This window comes from Pseudoglutamicibacter cumminsii, assembly GCF_003143995.1.
GTDB classification, from domain to species: domain Bacteria; phylum Actinomycetota; class Actinomycetes; order Actinomycetales; family Micrococcaceae; genus Pseudoglutamicibacter; species Pseudoglutamicibacter cumminsii_B.
Genome location: NZ_QFWG01000014.1, coordinates 19,360 through 36,293, shown reverse-complemented (window position 1 = coordinate 36,293; position 16,934 = coordinate 19,360). Strand labels below are relative to the sequence as shown.

14 protein-coding genes and 3 riboswitches are annotated in these 16,934 nt (G+C 62.6%); of the genes, 7 read left to right on the top strand and 7 right to left on the bottom strand.

Going from position 1 to position 16,934, the window contains the following annotated elements; translation table 11 throughout:
- Positions 1 to 154: 154 nt before the first annotated feature.
- Positions 155 to 260, top strand: a riboswitch (TPP riboswitch).
- A 51-nt stretch (positions 261 to 311) separates the two neighbouring features.
- From CAY35_RS08885 to CAY35_RS08875, 3 genes are read left to right on the top strand one after another with little or no spacing between them, the layout of a single operon-like run.
- Entirely contained in the window at positions 312 to 1,346 is a 1,035-nt protein-coding gene (locus tag CAY35_RS08885; protein ID WP_109304259.1) for a thiamine ABC transporter substrate-binding protein, read from the top strand.
- 25 nt (positions 1,347 to 1,371) lie between these two features.
- Entirely contained in the window at positions 1,372 to 3,126 is a 1,755-nt protein-coding gene (locus CAY35_RS08880; RefSeq protein WP_258265729.1) for an ABC transporter permease, read from the top strand.
- A gap of 3 nt (positions 3,127 to 3,129) precedes the next feature.
- Positions 3,130 to 3,855: an ABC transporter ATP-binding protein gene (locus CAY35_RS08875; protein ID WP_109304258.1), complete on the top strand. Its 726-nt coding sequence runs from the start codon at positions 3,130 to 3,132 to the stop codon at positions 3,853 to 3,855.
- Between the two features lie 26 nt (positions 3,856 to 3,881).
- Here the strand turns inward: CAY35_RS08875 and CAY35_RS08870 are convergent, their stop codons facing one another.
- From CAY35_RS08870 to CAY35_RS08845, 6 genes are all read right to left on the bottom strand, one after another.
- Positions 3,882 to 5,288, bottom strand: coding sequence for an L-serine ammonia-lyase (locus tag CAY35_RS08870; RefSeq protein ID WP_109304257.1), 1,407 nt, complete (start codon positions 5,286 to 5,288; stop codon positions 3,882 to 3,884).
- Positions 5,289 to 5,411: 123 nt separating this feature from the next.
- Positions 5,412 to 5,792: a glycine cleavage system protein GcvH gene (gcvH, locus tag CAY35_RS08865; RefSeq protein WP_109304256.1), complete on the bottom strand. Its 381-nt coding sequence runs from the start codon at positions 5,790 to 5,792 to the stop codon at positions 5,412 to 5,414.
- A gap of 48 nt (positions 5,793 to 5,840) precedes the next feature.
- Positions 5,841 to 6,968 (bottom strand): glycine cleavage system aminomethyltransferase GcvT, encoded by a 1,128-nt coding sequence (gene gcvT / locus CAY35_RS08860; RefSeq protein ID WP_109304268.1) that lies wholly within the window; start codon positions 6,966 to 6,968, stop codon positions 5,841 to 5,843.
- 78 nt (positions 6,969 to 7,046) lie between these two features.
- Positions 7,047 to 9,947: an aminomethyl-transferring glycine dehydrogenase gene (gcvP, locus tag CAY35_RS08855; RefSeq protein ID WP_109304255.1), complete on the bottom strand. Its 2,901-nt coding sequence runs from the start codon at positions 9,945 to 9,947 to the stop codon at positions 7,047 to 7,049.
- An 81-nt stretch (positions 9,948 to 10,028) separates the two neighbouring features.
- Positions 10,029 to 10,198, bottom strand: a riboswitch (glycine riboswitch).
- Positions 10,199 to 10,289, bottom strand: a riboswitch (glycine riboswitch).
- 129 nt (positions 10,290 to 10,418) lie between these two features.
- Positions 10,419 to 11,264 (bottom strand): SGNH/GDSL hydrolase family protein, encoded by an 846-nt coding sequence (locus CAY35_RS08850; RefSeq protein ID WP_309136533.1) that lies wholly within the window; start codon positions 11,262 to 11,264, stop codon positions 10,419 to 10,421.
- 59 nt (positions 11,265 to 11,323) lie between these two features.
- On the bottom strand, positions 11,324 to 12,304 hold the full coding sequence (locus CAY35_RS08845) for an RNase H family protein (RefSeq protein WP_109304253.1): 981 nt from the start codon (positions 12,302 to 12,304) through the stop codon (positions 11,324 to 11,326).
- A 169-nt stretch (positions 12,305 to 12,473) separates the two neighbouring features.
- On the opposite strand from CAY35_RS08845, the gene CAY35_RS08840 reads away from it, so the two are divergent.
- Entirely contained in the window at positions 12,474 to 13,013 is a 540-nt protein-coding gene (locus CAY35_RS08840; protein ID WP_101630847.1) for a MarR family winged helix-turn-helix transcriptional regulator, read from the top strand.
- A gap of 21 nt (positions 13,014 to 13,034) precedes the next feature.
- Here CAY35_RS08840 and CAY35_RS08835 read toward each other — a convergent pair whose 3' ends face one another.
- Positions 13,035 to 13,748 carry a copper resistance CopC family protein gene (locus CAY35_RS08835; RefSeq protein WP_109304252.1) on the bottom strand — a complete coding sequence of 238 codons (714 nt, stop codon included), beginning with the start codon at positions 13,746 to 13,748 and terminating at the stop codon, positions 13,035 to 13,037.
- 164 nt (positions 13,749 to 13,912) lie between these two features.
- On the opposite strand from CAY35_RS08835, the gene CAY35_RS08830 reads away from it, so the two are divergent.
- The 3 genes from CAY35_RS08830 (at position 13,913) to CAY35_RS08820 (ending at position 16,883) form a co-directional block, all read left to right on the top strand.
- A complete protein-coding gene (locus CAY35_RS08830; RefSeq protein ID WP_258265728.1) occupies positions 13,913 to 14,767 on the top strand; it encodes an MBL fold metallo-hydrolase in 855 nt (284 codons plus the stop codon).
- Between the two features lie 90 nt (positions 14,768 to 14,857).
- A complete protein-coding gene (locus tag CAY35_RS08825) occupies positions 14,858 to 15,661 on the top strand; it encodes an SDR family NAD(P)-dependent oxidoreductase (protein WP_109304251.1) in 804 nt (267 codons plus the stop codon).
- Positions 15,662 to 15,935: 274 nt separating this feature from the next.
- Complete coding sequence (locus tag CAY35_RS08820) at positions 15,936 to 16,883, top strand: siderophore ABC transporter substrate-binding protein (protein WP_109304250.1); 948 nt, start codon at positions 15,936 to 15,938, stop codon at positions 16,881 to 16,883.
- Positions 16,884 to 16,934: the final 51 nt, after the last annotated feature.

Genomic DNA, 16,934 nt, shown 5'->3' with positions numbered 1-16,934 from the left:
TGTGACGGGCTGTTGGGGCACGCGAAATTAACGCGTGGCAACAGAACGCCTATCTATCTTAGACAATCCCGCATATCAGGAGCAAATTATGGTAAGCGACATGAGCCACATCCGCACCGAGTCTGTACCGCATCGAGATCTTAGCTACGCTTATACACATCGACAGGGGAGCGCTACCGAGCGCTGAGAGTGCCGGTCGCGGCAGACCCTCGAACCTGATCCGGTTAGTACCGGTGTAGGAAGTTCGAATCTACTCTCGTGGGCGCACACGGGCCACCCCCTTCATGACACGGAAGGTTGATGTGGGAAATATGCGTAAGAATCCTTTGCTGGCGGCCACCGCGGCGCTCTCGATCGCTGGCTTGTCGCTGACCGGCTGCTCAATTGCGGCTCAGAAGGAAAACGAGGAATCGAAAGACAAGACGGTCACGATCATCACGCATGATTCGTTTGAACTGACCAAGGAACAGATCAAGAAGTTCGAATCTGAGTCCGGCTACAAGCTCAAGACGACCTCCCCTGGTGACGCATCCTCCGTCGTCAACCAGCTGTTGCTCGCTGAAGATAAGGCAGCCGCCGACGGTTTCTACGGCGTCGACAACCTCCAGGCCGGCGCGCTGACCAAGAAGGGCGTCGTTGAAGACTACGTCCCGGAGAACCTGCCGGAAGCCGCGAAGAAGCTGACCAACAGCGACGCTTTGACTCCGATCGACCAGGGCCAGGTGTGCATCAACGCTGACGCCGAGTGGTTCAAGAAGAACAAGGTTGAGCTGCCGAAGACCACCGAGGACCTCACCAAGCCTGAGTACGCCAAGCTCTTGGTCGCTCAGGACCCGGCGCAGTCCTCCCCTGGTTTCGCGTTCATGGTTGCCACGATGCACCAGACCAGCGACTGGAAGAAGGCGTGGGAAGACATGCTGGCCGGCGGAACCAAGGTTGTTGCCTCGTGGTCGAACGCGTACAACACTGACTTCTCGGGTTCCGAGGGCAAGGGTAAGTACCCGCTGGTTGTTTCGTATTCCTCCTCCCCTGCTTATGAGGGCGGCAAGACCGTGAACATCGACGCAACCTGCATCGATCAGGTCGAGTACGCGGGCGTGCTCAAGGGCGCTAAGAACCCTGAGGGCGCGAAGGCTTTCGTGGACTTCATGCTGAGCGATGAGATGCAGAACGCGATCCCTGAGCAGATGTACATGTACCCAGTGAATCCCGATGCGAAGCTTCCGGAAGAGTGGGCAACTCACGCGCCGCTGTCGAAGACTTCCGTAACCCCTGATCCGTCTGAGATCGCTGAGAAGCGCGACGAGTGGATCAAGGAGTTCCGTGCGATCGCTGAGAAGAACTAGCGCAGGGAAGAACTAAGTCCGACAAGTGACACTCGAGCAGAACCGCCTTCGGGGCAAGCTGGCACGCAAGCGCCGCATCGTGACCATCCTGTGGTCTGTTGCGGCGCTCGCGCTGCCTGCGATCTTCCTCGCGTACTTCTTTGTGTGGCCGGTCGCGGCGATGATCGGCCGCGGCGTGACGCCGCACGAAGGCGTTGAGGGAACCTGGTGGGGGCCGTTGCTCGAGGTTGTGCTGGCTGAGCGCACGTGGCGGCTCATCGCACAGACGCTCGGCCTAGCTTTGGGTGGAACGATCGGGTCGATCGCGTTGGGGCTTTTCGGGGCCCACATCCTTTCGACCCGCTCGTTCCCCGGCCGCGGCGTGATCCGGGCGATCGCGACCATCCCGTTTGTTTTGCCGACCGTCGTGGTGGGTGTCGCGTTCCGCGCGCTTCTCGCCGAGAACGGACCGCTCGGGTTCTTGGGACTGGATCAGTCGATGACCGCGGTCATCCTTGCGATGATCTTCTTCAACTTCTCGGTTGTTGTCCGCCAAGTCGGTGCGGTGTGGGCTGATCTGGATCCGCGCCAAGCCGAGGCGGCGCGAACGCTAGGTGCGAGCCGCTTCCGGGCGTTCTGGACCGTGACACTTCCGGCCTTGAAGCCGTCGATCTGGTCCGCGGCTTCGCTCATTTTCTTGTATTGCTCGACGGCGTACGGTCTCATGATGACGCTCGGGAAGCCAGGGTTCGGAACCCTTGAAACCGAGATCTACATCCAAACCAAGACGTTCCTGGACCTACCGCAAGCCGCGGCCCTGTCGATTCTGCAGCTCGTGATCGTGATCGCCTCACTCGCGGTTTCGCAGCGCGCGCGTTCTAAGTCAGAGACGGCGCTGCGGCTCTCGCAGCCGCGCTTGCGGCCGTTGGCTCGCCGCGACTGGTTCCCTGCGGTGGTGACGTTCGCGACGGTCGGTTCGCTCATCATCGCGCCGCTGTTCGCACTCGTGCTGCGCTCGTTCTCTACCCCGCACGGCTGGAGCCTCAACAACTACAAGCTCTTGGCCACTAGTTCGGGCGCAGGCTTCGGCGGCGGCGCGACCCCGCTGGAGACGCTGCGGAACTCGCTGCTGACCGCATCGGACGCCATGTGGATCACCTTGATCGCCGGGCTTCCGCTGGCGTGGTGGCTCTCCCGGCACGCGCGCACGCCCGCGTTCGGTCGAGCGCAGAAGATCGTGGACGCGGCCGTGATGTTGCCGGTCGGCATCTCGGGTGTCACGATCGGTTTCGGTTTCATCGTGTCGCTACAGATCGCGTTCCCGGACCTCGCGCGTTCAGGAACGCTCGTGCCGTTCGCTCAAGCGGTGGTCGCGTTGCCGGTTGTGGTGCGCATGATCATCCCGATCCTTCGTTCGGTTGACCCTAAACTCCGGGAGGCCGCCGCAACCTTGGGGGCGAGCCCGCTACGGGTCGCGTTGACGGTCGATGGGCCGATGGTCGCGCGCGGCATCGGATTCGCCGCGGGATTGTCGTTTGCGATCGCGCTCGGTGAGTTCGGCGCGACGAGCTTCCTCGCTTCCCCCGACTTCCAGACCCTGCCGGTCACAATCGTTCGGCTCATGGGCCGCCCCGGCGCCGACAACTACGGCATGGGCATGGCGGCCTCCGTGATCTTGGCCCTGGTCGCGGCTACCGCGATGGGCCTGTGCGAATGGCTTGCCGAACGCTCAACCCGCGCCGCGAAACTCGCTTCGACGTCCGCACGACGCGGTGCTGTTACCGCAACTCAGGAGGACTAACCTATGGCTACTACTTCCTATGCACTCGAAGTGCGCGATGTGGATGTCACCTACCCTGACGGAACTGTTGCGGTGCGTGGGGTCAGCGTGGGCGTCGAGCCGGGTTCGGTCTTGAGCCTTTTGGGCGCTTCGGGTTCAGGTAAGTCCACGCTTCTGCGTGGCATCGCGGGTCTCGAAGACGTAACTGCTGGCCAGATCCTGCTCGACGGCGTGGACATCGCCGAGGTCCCGGTGCACCGCCGCAACATCGGGATGGTCTTCCAGGATGGCCAGCTTTTCCCGCACCGCAATGTGGGCCGCAACATTAGCTACGGCCTCGAGATGGCCGGAGTCCCGAAAGAACAGCGCAAAGAGCAGATTGACAAGATGCTGTCACTTATTGATTTGGACGGCTACGCCGAACGCCCCATCCGTTCGCTCTCCGGCGGCCAGGCTCAACGCGTCGCGCTTGCCCGCACACTCGCCCCGGAGCCTAAAGTCGTACTCCTCGACGAGCCGTTTTCCGCACTCGACCGCGGCCTGCGTGCAACGCTCGCGCCACAAGTGCGAGACATCCTCGCCAGCACCAACACGACCGCCGTCCACGTGACCCACGACCACACCGAAGCCCGAGCGATCGCAACCCACGTAGCGATCCTCGACCACGGCAAACTCATCGCCCACGGAACCTGGGACGAGATCGACTCGGTAGCGGCAACCGACCCGCGCATCGAACGCCTGCTCGGCTAAAGCTACTCGGTTAGGCGGCAGCTACGTCAGCACTCAACGACGTTCACGGCCAAGCCGCCGCGAGCCGTCTCCTTGTACTTATCGAGCATGTCCTGGCCGGTGTCCCACATCGTCTTGATGACCTCGTCGAGGCTCACCTTCTGAGTGCCGTCGCCCATCATCGCCATGCGGGCAGCGTTCACGGCCTTCGTAGCGGCGAGCGCGTTCCGCTCGATGCACGGAATCTGAACCAGGCCGCCGATAGGGTCACACGTCAGGCCAAGGTTATGCTCCATCGCGATCTCAGCGGCGACCTCAACCTGCCACGGTTCACCACCCAGCACCTCGGCAAGGCCTGCCGCCGCCATCGACGACGCGGAACCGACCTCACCCTGGCAGCCGACCTCAGCGCCCGAAATCGAGGCCTGCTTCTTGTACAGGTTTCCGATCGCGGCCGCTGTGAGCAGGTAACGGCGCACCTGCTCCGCAATGACCTCAGGGGCCTGGTCGCGGCACGCCCGCGCATAGTGGGTCACGTAGAACCCGACCGCCGGGATGATGCCCGCGGCACCGTTGGTTGGAGCGGTGACGATGCGGCCGCCCGAAGCGTTCTCCTCGTTCACGGCCAGAGCCGCGAGGTTGACCCATTCCTGCCAGTACTCGAACGAGCGGTCCGTGTCGCGTTCGTATAGTTCCTTGTGCCAACGCGGGGCACGGCGCGAAACGTTCAAGCCGCCCGGCAAGACGCCCGTGCGCTTGATCGCGGAATCCTTGCAGTCCTCCATGACCTGCCACAAGTGATCGATACCGTCCAGGACCTCCTGACGGTCACGGATCGCTTCCTCGTTCGCTAACGCGACTTCCCAGATCGCGAGGTCGTTGTCCTTGCACTGTTTCAGAAGCTCCGCTCCCGTATCGAACGGGTATGGGACGTCGACGTCCACGTGGGCGGCCGCGTCCTCGTCACCTTCCCGCTCGATGAAGCCGCCACCGATCGAGAAATACGTCTCCTCCGCGATGACGCCACCAGCGGACTCCAAAGCCGCGATCTTCAAACCGTTCGTGTGGCGCGGCAGGACGGTGAGCGGACGCTGCGTCATATCGTCCACGCCGAACGCGAGCTCAACAGTCTCAACGCCGTCCAGCGCGGAACCCACCGCGAGCTTCTCGCCGCGCTCCCACGCGGCGTACCGAGCCTCAGCTTCCTCAGGCAAAACCGTCTCCGGGGCATAACCCTCAAGCCCCAGCAGCAACGCCGTGAACGTGCCATGCCCCTTACCCGTGGCGGCAAGCGAGCCATACACATCGACCCGCAAGCCAGCCAGACGGCTGTATGCCGAAGGGTTAGCGGCAAGACGCTGCACGAAGTCCCGGCCAGCACGCAACGGCCCCACCGTGTGAGAGCTCGATGGCCCCAAACCAACAGAGAAAAGATCAAAAATACTCAGGTACATGTGTACTCCTAGAGACAGCACGGCACGCCCGCCGTGAAGGTGGGCGTGCGTGAAGGTTATGTGTCCCTGTGACGAGGCGCCCTGCCTGGCCCCGTCACCACGGAAAACGCGTCAAACGACGCTTTAGACGAGGTTGCCGCCATTCGCGGAAGCGTAATCCTCAGCGGAGAGCAGCTCGCCCTCCGAGGTCACCTCAACGGTGAAGAGCCAGCCCTCACCGTAAGGATCCGAGTTCAACAGAGCAGGATCATCGATCACAGACTGGTTGATCTCAACGATCGTGCCGCTCACCGGTGCATACAGGTCGGAAACCGACTTGGTCGACTCGACCTCGCCACACGTCTCGCCTGCGGTGACCTCGCTGCCAGCCTCAGGCAGGTCAACGTAGACAACATCGCCCAGGGCGTCAGCAGCAACCTGAGAAATACCGACCTTCACCGGGTTCGAATCATCGACCCACTCGTGCTCAGCCGAGTAACGGAGGTTCTTCTTAACATCGGACATGGTCTCTCCTTGATGTTCAGGCCCCGAACAGGCCTCTCTTGTGTGACTTTAGTTGGAACGACGATAAAACGGGAGTGGCACCACAGTAAATCCGAGCATCTTGCCTCGGATATCGACGGCCAGCTCGGTGCCTTCCTCAGAGTGGGCAACGTCAACCATCGCCAACGCAACCGGATAACCCAGCGTCGGGGAAGGCTGTCCACTCGTGACCTGGCCAACCTCAGCGCCATCGAGCATCACGGTGTAGCCGCCGCGAGCGGCCCGACGCTCAAGGCCTTTCAAGCCCACCAAACGTCGACCGCTCGTCGAACCAAGGCCGGCTTCCTTCGCAGCTTCGAAAGCGTCACGGCCTTCGAAACGCTCTTCCTTCTTCAACGACACCACTGGGCCCAAACCGGCCTCGAGCGGCGAGGTCGTCGCAGAGAGCTCGTTGCCGTACAGCGGCATGCCGGCCTCAAGACGTAGCGAGTCACGCGCAGCCAAGCCGCACGGAAGCAAGCCATGCTCCTGACCAGCCTCAGCGACCGCATCCCACACGGCCTTCGCATCGGCATTCGCTACGTAAATCTCGTAGCCGTCCTCACCCGTGTAACCCGTGCGAGCAACCAGCGCAGCCGCACCAGCAACCGTGGCGCGCGCGGCCGAATAGAAGCGCAAACCAACCACAGCATCGCGGTCAGCTTCCGCCGTGACAGCGGCAACGATCTTCTCAGCGTTCGGACCCTGAACCGCAACCAGAGCGGTCTCATCCGATTCATCCTCGACGGTCACATCGAAACCGATAGCGCGTTCTTTGAGCGCCTCAACCACCGCAGGGGTGTTGGACGCGTTCGGAACCACGAGGAACTCGGTTTCGCCCAGGCGGTAGACGATCAGGTCGTCGATGATCCCGCCGTCAGCGTTCAACAGCAGCGAGTACTTCGCGCGCCCCACGGCGACCGCCGCGAGGTTACCTGCGAGCGCCGTGTTGAGGTAGCGGGCAGAATCCGGTCCGGTGACTCGGACTTCACCCATGTGAGAGAGGTCGAAAACACCCGCAGCCTCACGCACAGCCTTGTGCTCTGCAAGCTCGGAGCCATAACGCAGCGGCATGTCCCAGCCGCCGAAATCGGTGAAGGACGCACCCAGCGCCTCATGGGTCTCATGAAGCGGGGTGTGACGAGACGTCGTATGCATGTTCGTTGGAACCCTTTCGTGGAGGGTCGGCGAAACGCCGGTGGTGTCTTGGGTATGGGTTGGGTTATCGGCCACGGACTAATCCTCGAAAGCCGAAAGCGGAGGGCATTCGCACATCAGGTTGCGGTCGCCGTAGGCCTGGTCGATGCGGCTCACCGGAGTGAAGTACTTGTCCGTTAGCGACGTCTCGCCAGGGAACGCACCCTGCTGGCGCGAGTACGTGCGGTCCCACTCGGTGCGGGTCACAATGTCCGCGGTGTGCGGAGCGTTGCGCAGCGGGGATCCTTCGAGCGAGTGGATGCCGTCGGCAACCTCGTCGATCTCTTCGCGGATGGTCAGCATCGCGTCGATGAAGCGATCCAGTTCCGCAAGATCCTCAGACTCGGTTGGCTCAACCATGAGGGTTCCAGCGACCGGGAACGCGAGCGTTGGCGCGTGGAAACCGAAGTCCATGAGGCGCTTGGTCACGTCCTCAGCGGTCACACCCGTCTTGTTCGTGAGCTCACGCAGGTCAAGGATGCATTCGTGCGCAACCAGGCCAGCGTTACCCGTGTAGAGGATCGGGAAAGCCTGCTTGAGGCGAGCCGCAATGTAGTTGGCGCCTAGCAGCGCGTGCTTGGTCGCTTCCGTGAGGCCGGCAGGGCCCATCATCGCGATGTATGCCCAGGAAATCGGCAGAACGCCCGCGGAACCGAAGCTTGCCGCGGTGATCGGTGCGCCGTCGCGGCCACCAAGACCCTCGTCGTCGCGGCCTTCCAGAGCAGGGCCCGGCAGGAACGGAACCAAGTGCTCGGCCACAGCAACCGGGCCAACACCCGGGCCACCGCCGCCGTGCGGGATGCAGAACGTCTTGTGGAGGTTCAGGTGGGACACATCGCCACCGAACTTGCCCGGCTGAGCCAGCCCGACCATCGCGTTCATGTTCGCGCCGTCGATGTAGACCTGGCCGCCCGCATCGTGGACTGCCTTGCACACCTCAACCACCTGCGCGTCGAATACGCCGTGGGTCGATGGGTAGGTGATCATGATCGCGGCGATCTTGCCCTGATTCGCTTCGATCTTTGCGGCGAGGTCGGCTTCGTCGATCGAGCCGTCGTCGGCGGTCTTGACGACCACAACGCGCAGGCCAGCGAGAACAGCGGATGCCGCGTTGGTTCCGTGCGCGGAGGCCGGGATGAGGCACACGTCGCGGTCGGCTTCGCCACGCGACTGGTGGTACTGGCGGATCGCGAGCAGGCCCGCGTATTCGCCCTGGGAGCCGGCGTTCGGCTGGATCGAGACGCCCGCGTAGCCGGTGATCGCTTCGAGACGTTCCTCAAGGTCGGCGATGAGTTCGCGCCAGCCGCGGGTCTGGGTTACCGGGGCGAACGGGTGGATGCCCGCGAACTCAGGCCACGTGATGGCTTCCATCTCGGCTGCGGCGTTGAGCTTCATGGTGCACGAACCCAGCGGGATCATCGTGCGGTCGAGTGCGAGGTCGCGGTTAGCGAGGCGGGTCAGGTAGCGCATCATCTGGGTTTCGGAGCGCACCGAGTTGAAGATCGGGTGCGTCATGAACTCAGATTCACGGACCAGGTCAGTTGCCTTGCCGTAGTCGCCTTCGCATGCTTCGCGTGCTTCACATGCTGCGGAAATCGCGTCGTCAGCGTTAGCGATCAGGGCCTTGCAGACGGCAGAGATGACGGCTTCGACGTGCTCGTCGGTCGTGGTTTCGTCGGTTGAAACCGAAACCGTGTTGGCGTCTACGCGGCGGATGTTGATGCCTGCGGCGTCTGCCGCGTCAACGATCGAGTCCGCTGTCCCGTCAGCCGAGAACCGGACGGTGTCAAAGAACGATGTGGTGGCCAGCTTGGCGCCGGCCGCTTCAACGCCTGCCGCGAGCGCGCATGCGTGGGCGTGGGTGCGGCGTGCAATGGCCTTGAGGCCTTCTGGGCCGTGGTAGACGCCGTACATCGACGCGACGACGGCGAGCAGCGCCTGGGCGGTGCAGATGTTGGAGGTCGCCTTTTCGCGGCGGATGTGCTGTTCGCGGGTCTGAAGCGAGAGGCGGTAAGCGGGGCGGCCTTCGGTGTCGTAGGAGACGCCGACGAGGCGGCCTGGCAAGTTGCGTTCGAGGCCCTTGTTCACAGCCATGAATGCCGCGTGTGGGCCACCGAAGAACAGTGGGACACCGAAGCGCTGGGAGTTACCGACCGCGATGTCGGCACCCTGTTCGCCTGGCGAGGTCAGCTGGGTCAGCGCGAGCAAGTCGGTTGCGATCGTGACTTTCGCGCCGCGTTCCTTGGCTTCCGCGATGATCTCGGCGTGGTTGACGATCGCACCCGAGTCAGCTGGCTGCTGCAGCACGATGCCCGAGATCGGTCCTTCTGGGAGGCCTTCGGTTGCGAAGTCGCGCACCTCGAGCGGGACGCCGAGCGCTTCAGCGCGGCCACGAACCACATTGAGGGTCTGCGGGAACATGTCAGCATCGACCACAGTGAGCGCGTCGTCCTTGGCGCGGGTTGCGCGGCGCATCAGCAGGATCGCTTCGGCAACAGCAGAGGCTTCGTCGAGCAGCGACGCGTTCGCGATCGCAAGGCCCGTGAGGTCAGCGACCATCGTTTGGAAGTTCAAGAGCGCTTCGAGGCGGCCCTGCGAAATTTCCGGCTGGTACGGGGTGTAGGCAGTGTACCAGCCCGGGTTTTCAACGATGTTGCGGCGGATCACAGCCGGAGTGTGGGTGTCGTAGAAGCCCTGCCCGATCATCTGGACGCGCAGCGTGTTCTTCTGCGCCAGGGCACGCAACGCGGCGAGCGCTTCCTCCTCCGAAAGCCCCTCAGGGATGTCCAGCGGTTCCTCCATACGGATGGAGGACGGGACAGCGGCATCGACGAGGGCATCTAGAGACGCGTAGCCAACGGTTTCCAGCATGTGTTCGGTTTCGGAGCCACGAGGGCCGATGTGGCGGGAAACGAATGCGGACATAGCTGAGCCTGTCATGACGTGATCTGCTCTTCTCAACTCGAGGTTCGACATTACGGGGCAACGTTCGGGACGCTTAATGCCCCTCTGTTTGGTTGTCCTCCCCGCCCTGTCTTGGAACCTGAGAGCTTCCGCGCTGTCCTTGCTGAGCTTTGCTACTGCATCCGGCATTGCTGTTGCATCCGCAACAGGCACTGCACCGGCGTCATGCGCTTGCACCATCGGTGGGAACCTGCCTGCGATGGCGTGGTTCCGCTTTCCAGGGTCGCCTGTGCTTTGCGGTGCGGTTGCCTGAGAGTTTCCCGGGGAGGGTTTGCTCCTACGGCGCCTCGCTGGGGAGGTCTCTCCCGCAAAGCGTGGTCGGCGTGCTGCGGCGCCCATCCCGCTGGGTGCGGGCGTGAGATTCACAGCACACGTCAGTCTACCGGTGAGCTTGCGATCCTGTGAAGTGCGCCCGGGTCAACCCGGGAGGGTTGGGGCCCGGTTCTCCTAGCCCTGATCCTCAGGCGCTTGGATGCGCACGTATTCGGGGTAGCGCGGGCTCAGGGTGTCGCCGGATGAGACGCGTTTGATGCGGCGGCGCACCCATGGGCCTGCGTGTTCGCGGACCCATTCGGCGTTGGTGCGGGCGCGCTGGAGTTTGGATAGTTCGGGCAGCTCGATCGGTTCAACGTCGAATCCGCCGACCTCGTAGCCGAGCACATCGAGGGTCCTGCGGGCCGTGAGTTCGTGGCCTCGGCTGTTCATGTGCAGGCGGTCTTCGGACCAGTAGCCGGGGTCTTGGAGTTCGCGCCAGCGCCAGTAGTCGGCGATGACGGCGCCGGTGTCGTCTGCGATCTCGCGGAGGCGTTCGTTGTACAGCGCGGCGCGGCCGGCGAGCGCCCGATAGAGCGGGCTCTTGGAGACGTCGAGGCTCGTGAACAGCACGACCTTCGCCCCGATTCCGCGCAGTTCGGACACGAGGTGGTGCACTCCGCCTGCGATGGAGTCGATGTCGACGCGCGGGCGCATGATGTCGTTGCCGCCCATGCACACGGTCGCAAGCGTCGGCTTGAGCGCGAGCGCCGGCTCGAACTGCTCCTCCATGATCTGCGGAACTTTCTTGCCGCGGATCGCAAGGTTCGCGTACCCGAAATCCGGGTGTTCGCGGCACAGTCGTTCAGCAACTCGGTCTGCCCATCCGCGCACTCCGTTGGGGCGGTTCAGTTCAACGTCACCGACACCTTCGGTGAAGGAATCGCCGATCGCCACGTAGCGCTGTTGATACGGCGGGTTCTCTTTGCTCATATCCGCTGACGATGCTGGCACTTTGTGTTCCTCGTTGCGTTGACTCACACATGCGATCCTACGAGGTTAGTCCGCAATCGCGAACCCCCGTGCCGCGTCGCGTCGCCTTAAACGTTGATGTGCGCGGTCTCTTGCCGGAAGAAACACTGCCACCGCTGTTGCCCGGGCTGGCCGGTGAGCCGCCACCAGGACAGCACCACCGCATCGGCAGTTGATGCCCGATGCGCGCGGTAGGCGACGTAGGCGACGTCGCCGCTGACGCGTTCGGTTGTGATCATCTCGAGGTTTTCGATGGGTTCCTGGCCGCGCAAGCCATCGATTCCATGGAGGGTTCCGTTGGCAGAAACGCCGCGGAAATCATCGGTGAGGAGGTAGCGCAGGGTTGGTTCGTCGTCCTGATCGATGCTGTCCAGCAGGTCGGCCTCCGCCGCCGCCAAGAGCTCACGGACGTCGTGCTCACGGGCGTTTTGGCTTTCCGTTGCGCCGATGTCGAAACCTTCCCGCTCGCCTAGCGCGGGTTCCTGCACCGAATCTGAGGCCCGCGGCGGCATCGAGGCCCGCGGCGACGTCGAAGCCGGTGCAGCGCCGCTGAAGCCGGGGCCTTCGTCGGGAGCTTCGCCATCTTTATAGGCCTGAGCGCACGCACGGGCACGGTCGTCTGCGGCTTCATTCAGCTCATGGCCCGTGTGGCCGCGAACCCATTCGAACTCGACGTCGCGCCCGGCGAGCGCCGCATCGAGCGCCTTCATGAGCTCAGCGTTCAGAACCGGTTTGCCATCCGCCTTCTTCCAGCCGCGCTTCTTCCAACCGAAACGCCACTTAGTGAGCGAGTTGATGACGTACTGAGAATCGCACAGGATCTTGAGCGGGGCCCCCGCGCCTTCGGTCGCTTGCAACAGTTCAAGGACCGCCTGTAGTTCGCCCTGATTATTGGTTCCGTTGGGCCAGCCGCCGGCAGCCCACTGGTTGTCGTCGATGTACCAGGCCCAACCGGCGGGGCCTGGGTTGCCGAGGGCCGAACCGTCTGCCGCCGCAACAATCGTCGGGGCGTCGGATGCGGTTTCGGTGGGCTTGCGTGCAGAACTCATGGTTCTATCCCATCACGAACCGGGCTATTGACGTCACAGGCCAGCACGATGCGGTGGTTGCGTGCGGGGACGGCGCGTGCTGACGGGGGCGATGGAGGCCGACAAAGACTTGGTTACGCATCCGGACCATGTGACCATTGATACATCAACGACATGGAGAGTGTTTGCGATGACCCGAGAACAAAACCCTGAACACAGCACGCCATCTCAGGACCCCGGCCCGCCGTCCCACGACGACGTGCGGTGGCTCAACGAGCAAGAAGCCGACCTCTGGTACGCGCTCCGCGAGTTCATCTGGGGCTTCCCGTCAACGCTCGACCGGCAGCTGTTCCACGACTCCGCACTCTCAACCGGCGAATACTCCGTGATGGCAACGCTCTCGGACTCCCCCGAGCACCGCGTGCGCGCCGGCGAACTAGCCGAAGCGCTCGGCTGGGAACGTTCCCGCCTTTCCCACTTGCTGCGACGCATGGAGGAACGCGACCTCGTCGAACGCGCCCCGTCGAAAGGCCACGACCGGCGCGCTCAAGACGTGATCCTGACCCCACGCGGGTGGGATGTCCTGCGTAACGCCGCCCCAGACCACGTGACCTTCGTGCGTGAAACCGTGTTCGACCCGCTCACCGCCGAAGAGCACATGCAACTGCTCGACATGCTGGTTCGTCTCAACCACGCATGCGACGAACAAAACGCTCGCCGCAGAGGCTGAGTTTTTCTACTAGCGCTCTTCCTAGTGGCGCTGATGCGCCGACTTCTTGCGAGTCAGCTGTAGGACAAGACCGATCAAGAAAACCACCACGAACGCTGCGCCAACGATCCACATGATGGTCGTGGTGTCCGCAGTCGACTCGGGAATCACTGAACCTTCCTGAGCATCAGCCGAGCCCGATGCCTGCGGCTGCGAGCTAGCGTCCGCACCCGTTCCTTCGGAGCCTTCCGTCCCCTGCCCGGCCGCATCGCTATCCGAAGGCTCTTCCGAGCTGCCCTCGCCGTGCTTCTTCTCCCACGCATCGACTTCCTTCTTGGAAGCGCCTTCTGTGATCGTGAAGGAATAGTTGCCGTCGCCCTGAATCCGGTGGCCATCCGATGACAAAGCCGACCACTGGACGTCATACGTCCCAGCCGGAAGCGGCTTCAAATCCCTCGAAACCTTGGTGCCCTTAATCGTGATGTCTCCGTGCGTGAACTCGTTACCGTCACGGTCCACAACCACGATCTGATTCGCCTCGCCACCAGCGACCTGCTTGATCTCGCCAGAGAACGTCAACGTGATTTTCTTAGGGGCCTTCTGGATCGCGTTACCCGAAGGTGGATCCCCCGCGATGAGCTGGTCATGCGCGAACGCGCTCTGAGCCCCAAAGCCCGCGAACATACCGGAGAACAACAGCATCGCGGCAGCAAGCACCACCACCACGCGCCGAGACAAACGGACACCTACACCCACAGTTCAATCCTTACCGTTGACCGTTCCCGTCGCGCCGCCACCTCTTGCCGACAGGCAGGCGCGGATACTTCACGGGTCACTACGACAACTTTAGTCGCACACCCACCCCACACGGGAACCGCCGACCTCCGAAAACTGTCAGGGGGTTCCTGCATACTGGGGGCATGACACAGAGTGAGCAGAATGTGGACGCGGTTGTTGATGGCGCTGTTCCCGATGGCGCAATTATTGACGGCGCTGTTGCGACGCCTGTCGAGGGCGTGTGGATGCTGCAGCAGAATAACCCTGGCCCCATGACGCTGGACGGCACACAGACATACTGGATCCCCAGCGATGCCGGGGCGATCGTTGTCGACCCAGGTGAGGACGACGAACAGCACCAGGCCGCGCTGGCCTCGCACCCGATCGCGCTCATCGTGCTCACCCACCGGCACCCCGACCATGTCGGAGGCCTCGAGCGGCTACGGAAGCTGAGCGGCGCACCAAGCCGCGCGATCAGCCCTGAGTTCTGTAGTGAAGACCAGCAACCCCTCACAGATGGAGAGGTCATCGAGGTTACCGGGGCCGACATCCAGCTGAAGATCATGGCGACGCCGGGCCACACATCGGACTCGATCAGCATCCTCGTTGAATCAGCCGCCGATGCGCGCCCCCTTGGCGTGCTGACCGCGGACACGATCCTGGGCCGCGGGACCACGATCATCGACCACCCGGATGGTCGACTCACCGACTACCTGAACTCGCTCGAAAAACTCGAAGCACTCGGCGACATCCCAGCGTTGCCCGCTCACGCCGGGTTCCTCCCCTCTGTAGCCGAGACGGCCCGCGAATACCTCGCCCACCGCCGCGAACGCCTCGAACAAGTCCGCACTGCCGTGCGCACCGTACGCGAACGCGGCGACGAACCGACTGTCACCAACGTGACCGACATCGTCTACGCCGACGTCGACGCGTCAGTCCGGCCCGCCGCGGAACACACCGTGAGCGCCCAGCTCGCTGCACTCGAAGAAGGCGCGTAAGCACGTCGCCCCAGACAGCGCGGCCAGGCATCGCCGCCATCCCGTCGCCAAAGAGTTCACGCCACATCGCCAAAGAATTAGGGTTGCATTATGGACACCACCCCAGCTCCACTCAACGCCCCACACCGTACAGCACTGATCACCGGAGCAACCGCCGGGATCGGCGAAGAATTCGCAGAACAACTCGCCGCGCAAGGCCGGCACCTCGTGCTATGCGCCCGCGACGCCGAAGCGCTAGCACGCGTAGCCCACCGGCTCGAAAGCCGCTACGCCGTCCACGTCGAAACACTCATCGGCGACCTCCTCACAGAAGAAGGCATCGCCGCAGTAGAGAAACGCCTCAGCTCAGACATCGACCCCGTTGAACTGCTCGTCAACAACGCAGGCTTCGGGCTCATCAACGGCTTCGCCTCAAGCGAGTGGGATGACGAACGCGACCACTGGCGCATCCACACCGAAATCCCACTGCGCCTCATGCACACCGCAATCCCAGCGATGATCCAACGCGGAGGCGGCCGCATCATCAACATCGCATCGATCGCGGCTTTCACCGGAGTCAGCACCTACTCCGCTGCGAAACGCGCGATCGTCGAATTCTCCGAATACGCATCCCGCCGCTACAAAGAGCGCGGCGTATCCGTGACCGCGGTCTGCCCCGGTATGACCCGCACGTCCTTCCACGAACGCATGAACATGAACGTCAGCCGCGTACCGAAAATCGCATGGCTCCAGCCAGAACAAGTCGTGCGGGAAAGCCTCCACGCTTCAGCGACAGGCAAAGCCCTGTGCATCCCATCCCGCCGCTACCGTCTGGCTCGTTTCCTCTTGCGTTTCATCCCAGCGAAAACCGCTCAGAAAGTAGTCGCAAACTCAGCGAGCTCAACAAAACGCTAACTGTGACATAACCCACAATTCAATGACGCCGCCCGGCGCGAAACCGCAAGGTTCCGCACCGGGCGGCGTTTTGTTTTCGTGAACATCCACCTAAAACGAAGAGGAAACCTCCACTCCACCCGCCCGTAAAGAAACCTCCACTTGCGCACCCTGAATAGGATCGCCTAACCTCATACTCAGACGATTACGAAACAAATATGTTTCCTAATCAAAACCGGCGGCCTCGGGACATCCGCACCGCCTTCCCAACGGATAGATAGAACGAGAGAAACCCATGAAGCGTACACGTCTCGCAACACGGTTCACCGCCGTCGTTGCCGCCGCAGCCCTCGCGCTGACCGGCTGCTCCGCCAACGGAGAAAACGAGAAGGGCTCGGCGGAAACCGTCGAGATCAAACACGCACAGGGAACCACCGAGGTACCGAAGAACCCGAAGAAGATCTTCAGCTACGACCTCGCTGCCACTGACACGCTCAAGGCTCTCGGCACCGACGTCGCAGGCGTCGCCAAGTTCGTCTACCCAGAGCAGATGAAGTACCTCGAGGCCGACAAGTACACCAAGATCGGCGGACCAAAGGAGCCGGACCTCGAGAAGGTCGCAGCTGAAAAGCCAGACCTCATCATCATTTCCGGCCGCACCGCAGACGCCTACAAGGACCTCCGCGAGATCGCACCGACCATCGACATGTCCGTCGACGCAACGAAGCCACTCGAGTCCTTCGAGGAAAACACTCGCTCCCTCGCAAAGATTGTCGACAAGGAAAAAGAAGCCGACGAAAAGCTGGGCGAGCTCGAAAAGCGCATCGATGACGTCAAGGCTCGCGCTGAAAAGTCCGGCCTGACCAGCCTGACCGTCATGGTTTCCGGCGGCAAGCTCACCGCATACGGCAACGGCTCCCGCTTCGCTCTCATCAACGACATCCTCGGCTTCAAGTCAGCCGCTGACGTGAAGTCGGAAGGCCCTCACGGCGAATCGGTTTCCTTCGAATTCGTCAAGGACAAGAACCCAGGCGTGATCTTCGCGATCGACCGAGACCAGGCCATCGGCGAATCCGGCGGCGAGGCAGCCAAGAAGGTTCTCGACAACGAACTCGTCAACACGACTGATGCCGCTAAGAACAACAAGATCGTCTACCTCGACTCCGCATCGTGGTACCTGGTTGGCTACGGCCTGACCACGGTTCCGAAGATGATCGATGAAGTTGAAACAGCGCTCAACTAGCCTATAAACCACGGATGGGTGGGGCGTCGACAACGACGCCCCACCCATCGG